11 protein-coding genes are annotated in these 13,927 nt (G+C 72.8%); 6 read left to right on the top strand and 5 right to left on the bottom strand.

Features of this window, described 5'->3' with window-relative positions; all coding sequences use genetic code 11:
• Nucleotides 1–39 precede the first annotated feature (39 nt).
• A complete protein-coding gene (locus tag AB0M52_RS19105; RefSeq protein ID WP_363955159.1) occupies nt 40–1,713 on the bottom strand; it encodes a phospho-sugar mutase in 1,674 nt (557 codons plus the stop codon).
• A 48-nt stretch (nt 1,714–1,761) separates the two neighbouring features.
• Nucleotides 1,762–3,855 (bottom strand): protein kinase, encoded by a 2,094-nt coding sequence (locus tag AB0M52_RS19100; protein WP_363955156.1) that lies wholly within the window; start codon nt 3,853–3,855, stop codon nt 1,762–1,764.
• Between the two features lie 205 nt (nt 3,856–4,060).
• Between AB0M52_RS19100 and AB0M52_RS19095 the strand changes: the two genes are divergently transcribed.
• A complete protein-coding gene (locus tag AB0M52_RS19095) occupies nt 4,061–5,644 on the top strand; it encodes a methylmalonyl-CoA mutase family protein (RefSeq protein WP_363955153.1) in 1,584 nt (527 codons plus the stop codon).
• Nucleotides 5,645–6,105: 461 nt separating this feature from the next.
• Entirely contained in the window at nt 6,106–7,365 is a 1,260-nt protein-coding gene (locus AB0M52_RS19090) for an amidohydrolase (RefSeq protein ID WP_363955150.1), read from the top strand.
• On the opposite strand, the gene AB0M52_RS19085 is transcribed toward AB0M52_RS19090, so the two are convergent.
• Nucleotides 7,322–8,317 (bottom strand): DUF4349 domain-containing protein, encoded by a 996-nt coding sequence (locus AB0M52_RS19085; RefSeq protein ID WP_363955148.1) that lies wholly within the window; start codon nt 8,315–8,317, stop codon nt 7,322–7,324. The genes AB0M52_RS19090 and AB0M52_RS19085 overlap by 44 nt on opposite strands.
• A 114-nt stretch (nt 8,318–8,431) precedes the next feature.
• On the opposite strand from AB0M52_RS19085, the gene AB0M52_RS19080 reads away from it, so the two are divergent.
• From AB0M52_RS19080 to AB0M52_RS19070, 3 genes are read left to right on the top strand one after another with little or no spacing between them, the layout of a single operon-like run.
• Nucleotides 8,432–9,064: an MBL fold metallo-hydrolase gene (locus AB0M52_RS19080; RefSeq protein ID WP_363955145.1), complete on the top strand. Its 633-nt coding sequence runs from the start codon at nt 8,432–8,434 to the stop codon at nt 9,062–9,064.
• 4 nt (nt 9,065–9,068) lie between these two features.
• Nucleotides 9,069–9,998, top strand: coding sequence for a hypothetical protein (locus AB0M52_RS19075; RefSeq protein WP_363955142.1), 930 nt, complete (start codon nt 9,069–9,071; stop codon nt 9,996–9,998).
• 59 nt (nt 9,999–10,057) lie between these two features.
• The gene (locus tag AB0M52_RS19070) at nt 10,058–10,795 is read left to right on the top strand and encodes a hypothetical protein (RefSeq protein ID WP_363955139.1); all 738 of its coding nucleotides are present in this window, start codon (nt 10,058–10,060) and stop codon (nt 10,793–10,795) included.
• Nucleotides 10,796–10,889: 94 nt separating this feature from the next.
• Here AB0M52_RS19070 and AB0M52_RS19065 read toward each other — a convergent pair whose 3' ends face one another.
• A complete protein-coding gene (locus AB0M52_RS19065; RefSeq protein WP_363955137.1) occupies nt 10,890–11,345 on the bottom strand; it encodes a gamma-glutamylcyclotransferase in 456 nt (151 codons plus the stop codon).
• A gap of 106 nt (nt 11,346–11,451) precedes the next feature.
• Between AB0M52_RS19065 and AB0M52_RS19060 the strand changes: the two genes are divergently transcribed.
• Nucleotides 11,452–12,855 carry an NAD(P)H-quinone dehydrogenase gene (locus AB0M52_RS19060; RefSeq protein WP_363955162.1) on the top strand — a complete coding sequence of 468 codons (1,404 nt, stop codon included), beginning with the start codon at nt 11,452–11,454 and terminating at the stop codon, nt 12,853–12,855.
• Here the strand turns inward: AB0M52_RS19060 and AB0M52_RS19055 are convergent.
• The gene (locus AB0M52_RS19055) at nt 12,789–13,454 is read right to left on the bottom strand and encodes a DUF998 domain-containing protein (protein ID WP_363955135.1); all 666 of its coding nucleotides are present in this window, start codon (nt 13,452–13,454) and stop codon (nt 12,789–12,791) included. The genes AB0M52_RS19060 and AB0M52_RS19055 overlap by 67 nt on opposite strands.
• Nucleotides 13,455–13,927: the final 473 nt, after the last annotated feature.

The raw sequence follows: 13,927 nt of genomic DNA, 5'->3' as shown, positions 1-13,927 counted from the left end.
TGCCCGGACATCGCGCCGTGGGCGACCAGCACGCGACGCTCATCGTGCCGCTGCCCGCGACCGCCGGTCCGCTCCGGCTGCGGGTACGGGAATGCGAACCGCCGCGCGGGTTCGCGCCGCGGCGACGTCGCCGTCGGTGACCGGTTCCACCACTTCGAGGTACGCCTTGAGCTTCGGCTCGGTGCCGGAGGGGCGGATCACCACCCGGGCCTGCTCGGTACGCAGGATCACCACGTCCGCCTCGGGGAGCAGATCCTGTGCCGAGGTGACCGGCTGCCCGAGCAGGGTGGTCGGGGTGGCGGCCCGGATCCGGGCCATCGCGTCGGCGATCAGCCGCAGGTCGTCGACGCGTACCGAGAGTTGGTCGGTGTGGTGCACGCCGAACTCGGCGGCCAGCTCGTCCAGCCGGTCGGTGAGGGTGCGGCCCTGCATCTTGAGGCCGGCGGCCAGCTCGGCCACGGTCAGCGCGGCGGTGATGCCGTCCTTGTCCCGGACGTGCCCCGGGGCGACGCAGTAGCCGAGTGCCTCCTCGTAGCCGAACACCAGCGGCTCGGCGCCGCCGCCGGCCCGGACGATCCATTTGAACCCGGTCAGCGTCTCGTCGTACGGCAGGCCGCGTGCGGTGCACATCGCCCGCAGCAGCGACGAGGAGACGATGGTGGTGGCGTACAGGCCGGTCACCCCGCGCCGCATCAGGTGGTCGGCGAGCAGTACCCCCACCTCGTCCCCGCGCAGCATCCGCCAGCCCGTGCCGTCCCGCACCGCGACCGCGCAGCGGTCGGCGTCGGGGTCGTTGGCGATGGCCAGGTCCGCGCCGGTGGAATCGGCGAGCGCGACAAGCCGGTCCACCGCGCCCGGCTCCTCCGGGTTGGGGAAGCTCACGGTGGGGAAGTCCGGGTCCGGTTCCGCCTGGTCCGGCACCACACCCGGCACCGGGAAGCCAGCGGCGGCGAAGGCGGCGGTGAGCACCGCCGCACCGACGCCGTGCAGCGGGGTGTAGGCGACGGTCAGTTCCCGGGGGCCGCCCGGCGCGACGACCTCGATCGCCTGCGCGACGTACGCGGCGGCCAGGTCGTCGCCGAGCACCTGCCCGGCGGGGCCGAGCGGCACTGCGGCCAGCGGGCCGACCGCGCGGATGGCCGCCTCGATGCCGGCGTCGGCCGGCGGCACGATCTGCGCCCCGGCGCCCAGTTCACCGCCCAGCTCGGCACCGAGGTACACCTTGTAGCCGTTGTCCTGCGGCGGGTTGTGGCTCGCGGTCACCATCACTCCGGCGACCGCCCCCAGGTGCCGCACCGCGTACGCGAGCACGGGGGTGGGCAGCGGGCGGGGGAGCAGTAGCGCCGGGCGTCCCGCCCCGGTGGCCACCCGGGCGGTCTGTTCGGCGAACGCGCGGGAGCCGCGTCGGGCGTCGTACCCGATCACCAGGGGACCGGTGCCGCCCTGGGCGGCGAGCCAGCCGACCAGCCCGGCGGCGGCCTGGGTCACCACCGCGAGGTTCATCCCGTTGGGCCCGGCCCGTAGCGGCCCGCGCAGCCCGGCCGTGCCGAAGGTCAGTGGCCCGGCGAACCGGTCGGCCAGCTCGGGCGCGCTGGCCGGGAGTTGGTCGAGCACCGCCCGCAGCTCGGCCCGGTCGGCCGGGTCGGGGTCGTCGGCGAGCCAGCGCTCGGCCCGCTCGCGGATGGTCTCGATGTCAGTGGTGTCCGCCGCCATTGCCTCTTGATAGCACGGCGACAGATCACCACGGTCGCGTGCCCCGGCTCAGCCAGCGGCGGTGAGCTGGAACGACTCGAGCATCTCGGTGTAGATCGGCTTGCTCTCCTCGAACTGGGCGTCGGTCGAGGTGAGGTAGAAGGAGTAGACCCGCCCGTCGTGGACCACCCCGTGCCACACGCCGTGCCGCATGGTGTCGCCTTCACCACAGGTGTACTCGAACTCGGCAGACGGCTTGCCGGCGAGTTCCTTCTCCTCCATCGCGATCCGGGTGTACGGCTTGACGCAGGAGGTCGACCGGGTCCGCAGGCCGTTCTCGGCGACCTCGGCCCAGCGGGCCGAGGTCGTGGACCACTTCTCGTTGAGGATGCGCACCCGGCGGCCGTCGTTCTCCGGGTCGGTGTAGTCGATGTAGACGCCGCCGGTGGACCGCTTCCAGCCCTTGGGCACCAGCATCTGCACCCCGCGGGCCGAGTGCTCCTGCATCTCGATGCTGGGGGCTTCCTCGGCGGTGGCGGGCGGCTCGGCCACCGGGGTGGACGGTGGCGGGTCGTCGCCGCCGGTGAGCGCCACCGCACCGATCAGCAGGATCACCGCGAGGCCGCCGGCCGCGGCCAACTGCACCTTGCGCGGCCAGCCCTTGACGGTGTCGACCAGGCGGGTGCCGGCGGCCTTCGCCCGGTCGACCGGACTGCCGCCCGAGGCCGGGGTCGGCGGCGCGCCGTACGGCTGGTGGGGCGGCGGCGCCCACTGGACGCCGCCGTAGCCGCCGCCGAGCTGCTGGGTCGCCTCCGGCTGACCCCCGAAGCCGTACGGCCCGGCTGCCCCCGCCCCGATCCGCTGGGTGGCGTCGGCTCCGATCCGCTGGGTGGCGTCCGCCCCGATTCGCTGGGTCGCGTCGGCCCCGATTCGCTGGGTCGCGTCGGCCCCGATCCGCTGGGTCGCGCCGGCACTGCCGCCGTAGGTGCGACCGGCCGGCGGGGACTTGGCGGCGCCCTGGTGCGGCGGTCGGGCCAGCGCGTCGGCGCTGGTGTCCTCCATCAAGGCGGCGCTGGCCGCGGCGGCATGGCCGGGGCGCTCGCCCCGGCGCAGCGCGGCCAGCCGGTCGGTCAGCGACTCGCCGGGCGCGAGCATCGCCCGGCCGCCGATCTGTCCGGACGGCGTGGGCTGCGCCGATGAGGCCGGCGCGGTGACCGGCGCGGGCTGCGGCACCTGCATCACCGAGTACGGGTCGGTCATCGAGTTGACCGCAGCGGCGGTGCTGCTCAGCGGCCCGGCGAGCAGCTCGCGCAGCATGGCGCGGGCGGTGTGCACGTCGAGCCGCCGGGCCGGGTCCTTCTCCAGCAGGCCCATCAGCATCCGGGTCAGCGGGCCGCTGCGCTGCGGCGGGGCCGGCGGATCCTCCACCACCGCGTGCATGGTCTCGATCGGGTCGCCGCGGTCGAAGGGCGGCCGGCCCTCCACCGCGGTGTAGAGCGTCACACCCAGCGAGAACAGGTCGCTGGGTGGGCCGAACTCCTGCCCCATGGCCCGTTCGGGCGAGATGAAGTGCGGTGAGCCGAGCACCATGCCGGGCGTGGTGAGCTGCACGTCGGTGGGCATCCGGGCCACCCCGAAGTCGGTCAGCACGCACCGGCCGTCGGAGCAGATCAGCACGTTGGCGGGCTTGACGTCGCGGTGCAGCACGCCGATCGCGTGGGCCACCTCCAGCGCGCCGAGCAGCGCAATCCCGATCTTGGCGACCACCCGTTGGGCGACCGGCCCGTCTTCGATCACCATGTCGGCGAGGCTGCGGGCGTCGAGCAGCTCCATCACGATCCACGGCCGGCCACCCTCGGTGACCACGTCGTACACCTGCACTACCGCCGGGTGGGCGATGGCGGCGGCGGCGCGGGCCTCGCGCAGGGTGCGTTCGTACATCGCGTCGCGGTCGCTCGGGGCCAGGCCCGGCGGGAGGACGACCTCCTTGACCGCCACGTCGCGGCGCAGAAGTGTGTCTGTGGCCCGCCAGACCGTACCCATGCCACCGTTGCCCACCGTGGATCGCAACGAGTATCGGTCACCGATGACGGTGCCGGGTGTCGCGCGTCCGTTGGTGGGGATGCTGACTGGTCCGCCGCTCCACGTCGGGATCTGAGTCACAGAAAAGCCACCGGGGGAAGTCGAGAGGGCTGGGACACAACCCCCCTATCTTGCTGGTTCAGACGCCCGATGCGAAAGCCGGCGCGGCGGACGTTTCCCGTACTCGACGGTACGTGTGCAGGCACTCACCTCTTGTCGTCGCCTGCGGGTGCGGTGTGCGGTATCCCTCACCCAGTTCCGGGCCCGATCGTCCTACCATCCGGTAATGAGCGAACGGCGGTCAAGCGAGTCCGGTTTCCCGATCAAGGGCGTCTACACGGCGACCGACCTTCCGGGTGACCTGGATTCCCGGCTGGGCGTGCCGGGCGAGTTCCCGTACACCCGTGGGGTCTACCCCACCATGTACACCTCCCGCCCCTGGACCATGCGCCAGTACGCCGGCTTCGGCACCGCCACCGAGTCCAACGCGCGCTACCACCAGTTGTTGCGGGCCGGCACGATGGGTCTCTCGGTCGCCTTCGACCTGCCCACCCAGATGGGCTACGACTCCGACGACCCGATCGCGCACGGCGAGGTGGGCAAGGTCGGCGTGGCCATCGACTCCATCGAGGACATGCGGTTGCTGTTCGACGGCATCCCGCTGGACAAGGTCTCCACCTCGATGACCATCAACGCGCCCGGCTCGGTGCTGCTGCTGCTCTACCAGCTCGTGGCCGAGGAGAACGGGGTGCCGGGCGCGGCGCTGAACGGCACCATCCAGAACGACATCCTCAAGGAGTACATCGCCCGGGGGACGTACATCTTCCCGCCGAAGCCCTCGCTGCGGCTGGTCGCCGACACGTTCGGCTACTGCCGGACCGAGGTGCCGAAGTGGAACACCATCTCCATCTCGGGCTACCACATGGCCGAGGCCGGCGCCTCGCCGGTGCAGGAGATCGCTTTCACCCTGGCCAACGGGGTCGAGTATGTGCGGGCCGCGATCGCCGCCGGGCTGGCCGTGGACGACTTCGCCCCCCGGTTGTCGTTCTTCTTCGTCGCCCGGACCACCCTGCTGGAGGAGGTGGCGAAGTTCCGCGCCGCGCGGCGGATCTGGGCCCGGCTGATGCGCGACGAGTTCGGGGCGAAGAACCCGAAGTCGATGATGCTGCGCTTCCACACCCAGACCGCGGGCGTGCAGCTGACCGCCCAGCAGCCCGAGGTCAACCTGGTCCGGGTGGCGGTGCAGGGGCTCGGCGCGGTGCTCGGCGGCACCCAGTCGCTGCACACCAACAGCTTCGACGAGGCGATCGCCCTGCCCACCGAGAAGGCGGCCCGGCTGGCGCTGCGTACCCAGCAGGTGCTGGCGTACGAGACGGATCTCACCGGCACCGTCGACCCGTTCGCCGGGTCGTACGTGGTCGAGGCGATGACCGCCGAGATCGAGGCGGCGACGGACGCGCTGATGGACCGCGTCTTCGAGCACGGGTCGGCGGTGGACGCCATCGAGGCGGGCTTCCAGAAGCGGGAGATCGAGCAGTCCGCGTACCGGATCGCGCAGGAGATCGACTCGGGCGAGCGGGTGGTGGTCGGGCTCAACCGGTTCGCCATCGACGCCGAGGAGCCGTACGAGCCGCTGCGGGTCGACCCGGCGATCGAGGCCGCGCAGGCCGAACGGCTGGCCAAACTGCGCGCCGAGCGGGACGGTGCCGCCGTCGAGCGGGCGCTGGCCGAGTTGCGTACCGCCGCGTCGGGCACCGGCAACGTGCTCTACCCGATGAAGGAGGCGCTGCGCGAGCGCGCCACCGTGGGTGAGGTGTGCGGGGCGCTGCGCGAGGTGTGGGGCCTGTACCGCCCGACCGACCGGTTCTGAGCCGGCCGGGGCGGCCTCCCGCTGGCGGAGCGTGTCGGGGCGGCCGTCCAGGGTACTCCGCTCCCGGGTGATCTCGTTGACGCACAGATTGTGCGGTCGCGGGGTGTCCGGACGTGTGAACGTCCACGGGTGTCCGTTGCCAGGAGTGGTCGGGTAATTGTCGTAACGTCAGTTAATCGGCGTAACTAATGCGACAATTCGGAACGATGGCGATGGGTTCCGAAGAGATTTCTAACCCGTGGGCACGGTTACGCGTTGTAGGAGGTGAGGGGCGGATGACGGCGTTCGACCGCGATCTACCTGCTGTCCCGCACACCTACGCGCGCTCTCAGCAGGGCATACGTGACGCTGTGCGGTCCGATCATCACCGGAACGAGGTTGCGCAGCGTTACCGTCGTGGGTCTACGCTGTCTGCTGTTCCCGATGATCCATCCATTTCTAGTGATCGAGAAGAATTCGACGTGACGAGTGCGTTGACGATGCCGACCGGCAACCAGCTGGCGCCGTCCTGGCCGGAGGCGCCGTCCGGTGCCCAACCTCTGCCCTTCGAGCTGGACCACCTGCTCGCCCTCCGGGTACCGGGCCTGATCGCCACCCGCCGTCACATTCACTCGCACCCCGAGCTGTCCGGCGAGGAGTTCGAGACCGCCGCGCTGATCGCCCGGGAGCTCTCCCTGGCCGGGCTCAACCCGCGGCTGCTGCCCAAGGGCAACGGCGTCATCTGCGACATCGACGGCCGCCCGGACGGGCCGGTGATCGCACTGCGCGCCGATATCGACGCGCTGCCGCTGACCGACGTCAAGGACGTGCCGTACCGCTCCACGGTGGACGGCGTCTGCCACGCCTGCGGCCACGACGTGCACACCACGGTCATGCTCGGCGTCGGCATGCTGCTCGCGCAGCTCGCCGACCTGGGCGAGCTGCCGGGTCGGGTCCGGCTGATCTTCCAGCCCGCCGAGGAGATCCTGCCCTGCGGCTCGCTGGAGGTGATCGAAGCCGGCGGTCTCGACGACGTGGTGCAGATCTTCGCGGTGCACTGCGACCCGAACCTGCCGGTCGGCAAGGTCGGCCTGCGGGTGGGGCCGATCACGGCCGCCGCCGACAACGTCACCGTCCGGCTCACCGGGCCGGGTGGCCATACCGCCCGACCGCACCTGACCGTCGACCTGGTCGACGCCCTCGGCCGGCTGATCACCGAGGTGCCCGCCCTGGTCAGCCGCAGAGTGCCGGCGAACAGCGGCCTGCTGCTGGTCTTCGGCCACGCCTCCGCCGGCACCCGGTACAACGTCATCCCGTCCGAGGCGTCCGCCTCCGGCACCCTGCGGGTGATGGACCGCGACGCCTGGGAGATGGCCCCGAAGATCGTTTCTCAGGTGGTCCGGGACGTCATCGCCCCCACCGGGGCCACGGTCGACCTGGAGTACCTGCGCGGACGCCCGCCGGTCTGCAACGACGCCCAGGCCATCCGGGTGCTGACCGCCGCCACCACCAGCGCGCTCGGCCCGGAGGGCGTCGCGGAGACCCCGCAGAGCATGGGCGGCGAGGACTTCTCCTGGTATCTGGAGTACGTCCCCGGTGCGCTGGCCCGGCTCGGGGTCGGCCGCTCCGGGCCGAACGTCGACCTGCACCGGGCGTCGTTCGACGTGGACGAACGGGCCATCCCGGCGGGCGTACGGCTCATGGTGCAGACCGCGCTCCAGGCACTGGCGGCGGTGCGCTGACCCCGGGCGGCGGTGCGCCGACCCCCGGCGGTGGCGGCGCGCCGACCGGCGCGACCAGCGCCGGCAACGCAGGCCGGTTCCGCCGGCGCCGGCGGCTCCACCACCACAGCGCCCCGAGCGGTACGCCGAACACCAGCAGCCACGGCAGGACCGCCCCGAGCACGGTGAGCAGCACGGTCATCGAGGCCAGGAAGACCTTCCAGCCGCCCTTGAGCCCGACCAGGAAGCCGATCTGGTTCTCCTCGTCGGCGGTGCTCGCGTCCGGGCCCACCAGGGTGACGGTGATCGTGGACAGCGCGGTCAGGTCGCCCAGCCGCCGCTTCTTCGCCTCCAACGAGGCGAGGTCGGCCTCCCGGCGAGCCAGCTCGTTCTCCACGGTCACCAGGTCGCCGATCGAGCTGGCCTGGGCGAGCAGCCGACGCGCACTCTCCACCCGGGCCCGCTGGCTGATGATCCGCGCGTCGAGGTCGACCGTCTCCTCGGTGACGTCCTGGGTGTCGATCTGCCGGCGTTCCTGGACGCCGAGGCCCGCGAGTTCCTCCACGACTCCGTAGAACCGCGCCGCCGGCACCCGTAGCTGCAACTCCGCCACCGCGTCGGCGTCGGCGCTGCGGCGCTGATCCCCGCCGACGAAACCACCGGCCCGGGTGGCCGTGGCGACGGCCTCGCGGGCCCTTGCCTCCACATCGTCCACCTTCAACTGGATCGATCCGGTGTAGATGATCGCGCGCTGCTCGACCCGGGTGTCCGTCGCCGTGCCGGCCCCGGCCTGATCCTGAGCCGGAGCCCCGGCGCCCGGCGCGTGGGCCGGCGCTTCCGCTCCGGCCGCGTTCTCCGAGGTCGCCGCCGTGTCGTCGCTGCCGCTGCCGGCTCCGCAGCCGGCCAACACCAGCAGCGCGACCATTGCCGCCACCGCCGTCGTCCCGTGACGGCGGCCTCTTCCCACTCGCATCCCCGTTCCCCTTTCGCCTACCCCGGCGGGTGATAGCTCAGACGCCACGCGTCGTCCCACGGGTTCCGGCAGACTGCGCTCAGGACGTCACGATTCGATATGGGAGGCATCACGATGCGGCTCACCAAGTACGCCCACTCGTGCCTGCGGGTCGAGCACGACGGGGGAGTGCTGGTCGTCGATCCCGGAATGTTCAGCGAGCCGGCCGTGGCGCTGGACGGGGCCGACGCGGTGCTGATCACCCACGAGCACCCCGACCACCTCGACGTCGAGGCGGTCAACCGGCAGTTGGAGCGGCGTCCGTTCGCCATCCACGCGCCGGCCTCGTTGGCCGGCACACTCGGCGACGCGGCCGAGGTGCTGCGCCCGGTCACCCCCGGGGAATCGTTCACCGCCGCCGGCGTCTCGATCCGGGCCTACGGCGGGCGGCACGCGGTGATCCACCCCGACATCCCGGTGGTGGATAACCTCGGTTACCTGGTCAACGACATCGTCTACCACCCGGGAGACTCGCTCGTCGTCCCGGACGACGTGCAGGTCGACACCCTCTTCGCGCCGATCCACGCGCCCTGGTCGAAGTTCTCCGAGGTGGTCGACTTCATCCGCGCGGTGGCCCCGCGTCGGGTCTTCGCGCTGCACGACGCCCTGCTCAACGACCACGGGTACGCCGTGCTCGACCGGCAGTACCGAGCTCTGTCCGGCAGCGAGTACCAACGGCTGGAGCCGGGCAGCCGGATCGACGGCTGAGTCGATGCCCGGCCCACCCCCCGATCTCGTCGAGCAGCTCTACCGCACTCCGCCGGACCGGTTCGTCACCGCCCGGGACGCCGCCGCCGCCGAGGCGCGCCGGGCCGGCGACCCGCGGTCCGCCCGGGAGATCGCCCGGCTGCGCCGGCCCACGGTCGCCGCCTGGCTGGTCAACCTGCTCGCCATCGAACGGCCCGAACTGGTGGCCGACCTGGTGCAACTGGCGGACGCGCTGCGGGCCGCCCAGCGCGAGCTGCGCGGTCCGCGCCTGCGGGAGTTGTCCGCGCAACGGCGAGCCGTGGTCGGCGCGTTGGTCGCCGAGGTACGCCGGCTCGCCGCCGGTGTCGAGGGGGCCCCGTCGACCGGGAAGTTGCCGCTGGCCGAGGTCGAGGCGACCCTGAACGCCGCCCTCTCCGACGCCGGGGTGGCCGAGCAGGTGCGCTCCGGCCGGCTGCTGCGGTCCGCTCACTACGCCGGGTTCGGCGAGGTGCCCCGGCCGCAACTGCGCCTGGTGACCGGCGGGGAGGAGTTGCCGCCCGCACCGACCCAGCGCTCGCAGGATCGGGGCGCGCTCCGCGCCGAACAGGCGCAGCGCGCCGCTCGGGCCGAGCGGGCCCGCCGCCGCAAGGCGCTGGAGAAGGAACTGACGCGGGCGCGTACCGACCAGGAACGGGCCGAGGCGGACCTCGCCGGCGCGGTGGCGGCCGAGCGCGACGGGGTCGCCGCCCTGGACGCCGTGGAGACGGAACTGGCCGAGCTGGAACGCCGCCGGGCCGTCGCCGAGCAGGAACTCAGCCGGTCCCGGTTGGCCCGTCGGGCGGCCGAACGGGCCGCCACCGCCGCCCGCCGCCGCAGCGGCGAGGTCGAGGCCGCGGTGGAGGCACTGGACGCCGAGGAGGAGGATGCCGGCGCGGGCGGCGGCCCGGCAGACTGATTCGTCATGGGTGGAACTTCGGGCGGACCCGTCAACGACCAACCCCCGGGCGGGCAGGGATGACCCCGGAGCAGGTGGCCGCGGCCAGCAAGCCGGCGGTGCTCGCGCTCGGCGAGGCGTACAACCGGTGCCCCACCACCCTGCGCCGGGCCCGGCTGCTCGGCATCTCCGGCTGGGCCTTCTACATCACCGGCCGGGCCGGCGCGCTCGGTGACGTACGGGCCGAGACGGTGGCCGCCGCGCTCGGCTTCATCGCCCCCGACGCGGTGGCCGACGGCTGGGACGCCGCCGCCCGCACGGTACGGCCGTCCGAGGTGGCCGCCGCCAGCCTCGCCGAGTGCTGCCGGTGGGGCGAGGATCGCCTGGCCGCCCTGCCTCGCGTGGACCGGCTGGCCGCGTTGGTGGAGCGGGCCGTCGCCGCGGCCGACGCCAGCGGGATGCCGCTGTTCGCGGCGTGGCGGGCCATGCCGTCGCTGGCCCGGACCCCGGGCGCCCGGGTCGCCGCCGGGCTGCGCCTGCTCCGGGAGCACTTCACCGGCGCCCACCTGGTCGCCGTACGGGCCAGCGGGATGACCCCGTTGGAGGCGGTGCTGGCCGGCCCGGAGGGGGAGAGCGGGGCGGTGGCCTGCGGCTGGCCGCCGCCGTACCCGCCGGTCGGGCCGCTGGTGCGGCGTCGGCTGTGGGCCGAGGCGGTGACCGACCGGCTCGTCGCGCCCGCGTTCGCGGCACTCGGTCCGGCCGACGGCGCCGAGCTGGTGGAGCTGCTGACTGCGACGCGGGCGCACATCGGGGGCTGACAAACCGCCCGAATTGGGGCGGAGTGCCCCGGTGGCCGGGGTCGGGGCCCGGCCCGATGGCGGCCGGTAGCAGACTGGGGAGGTGGGATACGCGCTACGCCGACGCGGTGCCGGTGGGGCGGGACCGCAGTTCGACGACGTAGTCGTCCGGCGCGCCCGCCTTCTCGGCGGCGTTCGCGATCTCGGACAGGTACCACGAGGTGGGCAACCCGCCCTCGTAGCCGTCGAAGACGTACATCCAGGCCGTCACGTCGCCGTCCAACGTCGAGATGCGTACGGTCAGCTTCCGGTACGTGCCGGAGGTGACGCCCTCGATCTCGTCCAGCTGCGCCGCGTCGTACGGGTGGATGTCGTAGAGCGCCACGAACACCCGGTCGCCGAGCGACTCGGCCACCGTGCTGACCGCGCCCTCCCAGCCGATGACGTCCTCGCCTGCGAAGGTGAGCCGCCAGCCCTCCAGCCAGCCGACGCCCACCATCGGCGAATGCGGACAGTAGGCGCGCATTCGGGCGGGGTCCAGGTTCGAGCCATAGGCGGCGTAATGACGCACGGCGATGACGATAGCCCGACCGGCGCGTCGGGGAGAATACGACGGTGCGTGTCGGACACATCGGGGAGAAGAAAGTCACTGTGAGCATGGACGAGGGGCGGTCGTGGTGAGCCGGATCGTGATCATCGGCGGGGGACCGGCCGGCTACGAGGCGGCGTTGGTCGCCGCCCAGTTGGACGCCGACGTCACCGTCGTGGAGGCCGACGGTGCCGGCGGGGCCTGCGTACTTTCCGACTGCGTACCGTCGAAGACGTTCATCGCCAGCTCGGAGGTGGTGACCGGGTACCGGGACACCGAGGTGTTCGGGGTGCACTCCGACGGACTGGAAGCGGTCACGGTCGACGCCCAGGCGGTCCACGAGCGGGTCAAGCGACTCGCCCTGGCACAGTCCGCCGACATCCACGCCAAGCTGCTCAAGGCCGGGGTCACCTTCGTCTCCGGCCGGGCCCGGCTCGGCGAGGACACGCTCGGTCACACCCACCGGGTGATCGTCACGCCGGGCGACGAGGAGGCGGCGTACTCGATCGACGCCTCGACGGTGCTGATCGCCACCGGTGCCACCCCCCGCCAGCTGCCCACCGCCGTCCCCGACGGCGAGCGCATCCTGACCTGGCGGCAGGTGTACGACCTGCCCGAGCTGCCGCAGCACCTGATCGTGGTCGGTTCCGGCGTGACCGGTGCCGAGTTCGCCAGCGCGTACCTGGCGATGGGCATCGAGGTGACCCTGGTCTCCAGCCGGGACCGGGTGATGCCGCACGAGGACGCCGACGCCGCACAGGCGATCGAGCGGGTCTTCCGCGCCCGGGGCATGAGCATCCTGAACAACTCCCGCGCCGAGGGGGTACGCCGGACCGACAGCGGCGTGGAGGTCACGCTCGCCGACGGTCGCCAGGTGTACGGCTCGCACGCGCTGATCGCGGTCGGCTCGATCCCCAACACCGCCGAGCTGGGCCTGGCCGAGTACGGCGTCGAGCTGGCCCGGGGCGGGTACGTGACCGTGGACCGGGTCTCCCGGACCAACGTGCCCGGCATCTACGCCGCCGGTGACTGCACCGGTGTGCTGCCGCTGGCCAGCGTCGCCGCGATGCAGGGCCGGATCGCCATGTGGCACGCGCTCGGCGAGGCGGTCCGGCCGCTGCGGCTGCGGACCGTCGCGGCGAACGTCTTCACCGACCCGGAGCTGGCCACGGTGGGCGTCTCGCAGGACGAGGTGGACGCGGGCAAGGTGCCGGCCCGGCAGGTGATGCTGCCGCTGGCCGGCAACGCCCGGGCGAAGATGGACGAGGTGGCGGACGGTTTCGTCAAGCTGTTCTGCCGCCCCGCCAGCGGTCAGGTCATCGGCGGCGTGGTGGTCGCCCCCAAGGCCAGCGAGCTGATCCTCCCCATCACCATGGCGGTGGAGAACAACCTCACCGTCAACGAGCTGGCTCAGACCATCACCATCTACCCGAGCCTCTCCGGCTCGGTCACCGAGGCCGCCCGCCAACTGATGCTCCACGAACTGGAGTAGGCGGCCAGGAGGGTGAGGAGGGCGATCTCGGTGAGGATGAGGGCGCGTTCGATGAGGCCGTAGAGGGCGCGCTCGCCGGGGTAGGCGGACCAGGCCATGACCGCGGCGAGGAGCAGGCTGGTCAGGGCCAGGGCACGTAGCCAGCGGCCGGTGCGGGCGTCGGCGGGCAGTCGGGCGGCGAGCAGCCAGCCGGCGATCGGCAGGGCCACGAAGGCGACCACCGAGGCGTACCGGTGCACGTAGGCGGCGGTGTCCATGGGGGTGCCGGGCGGATTGGTGGGCACCAGCCCGGACAGCAGCAGCCCGCCGGCCCAGACCGCCAGCAGCCACTCGGCGGCCCGCCCCCGGCCGGCTGCCGGCCGTCCCCGCCCGGTGGGCGTGCCGAGGCGGCGCAGGGCCGGGATGAGTACGGCGGAGGCCGCGGCGATCAGCAGCATCGCCACGTGGATGACGCCGCCGGAGTCGGAGACGGCGTAGTCGCTGACGGTCAGGCTCACCGGATCCAGGTCTTCCACGCCGGCGTGACCGATGACGGCGAGCAACGCCGCGAGGGTGATCCCACCAAGGGCCAGTACACCGTTGTTCCGGGTTCCAGGCATGCCTCAGCGTCTCGCCGCCAGGACCCCAGGCGGATCCGGGACGAGCACCGAAATCGAACCCCGGGACCACCCCTACCGGTCGTCGCCCAACGGAACGTGCCGACCCTGACGGCGTGTCCGGGATCACCGTAAGCGGTTCCAGACGGCCGTGACCAGCGCCACCCGGCCCGTCCCGGTTCCGCGACAGCGGGTGGTGCCGTCGCGACCATGAGAGATCGAAGGCGGTTCGCGGCGGGCCGCGGTCGCCGGATCGCCGTTCGGCGGCGTACCGTTATCGGCGCGCGGCCCGGCGAGCGTCGGGTCCCCCGTTCCTGACGCCCGGGCCGCCGCCGGGCCGCTGGCAGGTCCCGTGCCAGCGGCCCGGCCCGCGCTACCGGCCGCCGATCAGGGCCGCCGCCAAGAAGTGCGACCTGCTCACCCCGGTGATCATCGCGGCGCAGATCGAGTACGCGTCCGGCTTCGACGCGGACAAG

The sequence above is a fragment of the Micromonospora sp. NPDC051296 genome, from assembly GCF_040682255.1.
Lineage (GTDB): Bacteria > Actinomycetota > Actinomycetes > Mycobacteriales > Micromonosporaceae > Micromonospora > Micromonospora craterilacus.
The sequence above is the reverse complement of the archived record's forward strand: the minus strand, read 5'-3'. Positions and strand labels throughout refer to the sequence as shown.

Excerpts from the sequence above, each read along its gene's own strand:
- AB0M52_RS19105 (WP_363955159.1), bottom strand. The coding sequence starts at position 1,713 with ATGGCGGCGGACACCACTGACATCGAGACCATCCGCGAGCGGGCCGAG.
- AB0M52_RS19095 (WP_363955153.1), top strand. The coding sequence starts at position 4,061 with ATGAGCGAACGGCGGTCAAGCGAGTCCGGTTTCCCGATCAAGGGCGTC.
- AB0M52_RS19085 (WP_363955148.1), bottom strand. The coding sequence starts at position 8,317 with ATGCGAGTGGGAAGAGGCCGCCGTCACGGGACGACGGCGGTGGCGGCA.
- AB0M52_RS19080 (WP_363955145.1), top strand. The coding sequence starts at position 8,432 with ATGCGGCTCACCAAGTACGCCCACTCGTGCCTGCGGGTCGAGCACGAC.
- AB0M52_RS19075 (WP_363955142.1), top strand. The coding sequence starts at position 9,069 with ATGCCCGGCCCACCCCCCGATCTCGTCGAGCAGCTCTACCGCACTCCG.
- AB0M52_RS19070 (WP_363955139.1), top strand. The coding sequence starts at position 10,058 with ATGACCCCGGAGCAGGTGGCCGCGGCCAGCAAGCCGGCGGTGCTCGCG.
- AB0M52_RS19055 (WP_363955135.1), bottom strand. The coding sequence starts at position 13,454 with ATGCCTGGAACCCGGAACAACGGTGTACTGGCCCTTGGTGGGATCACC.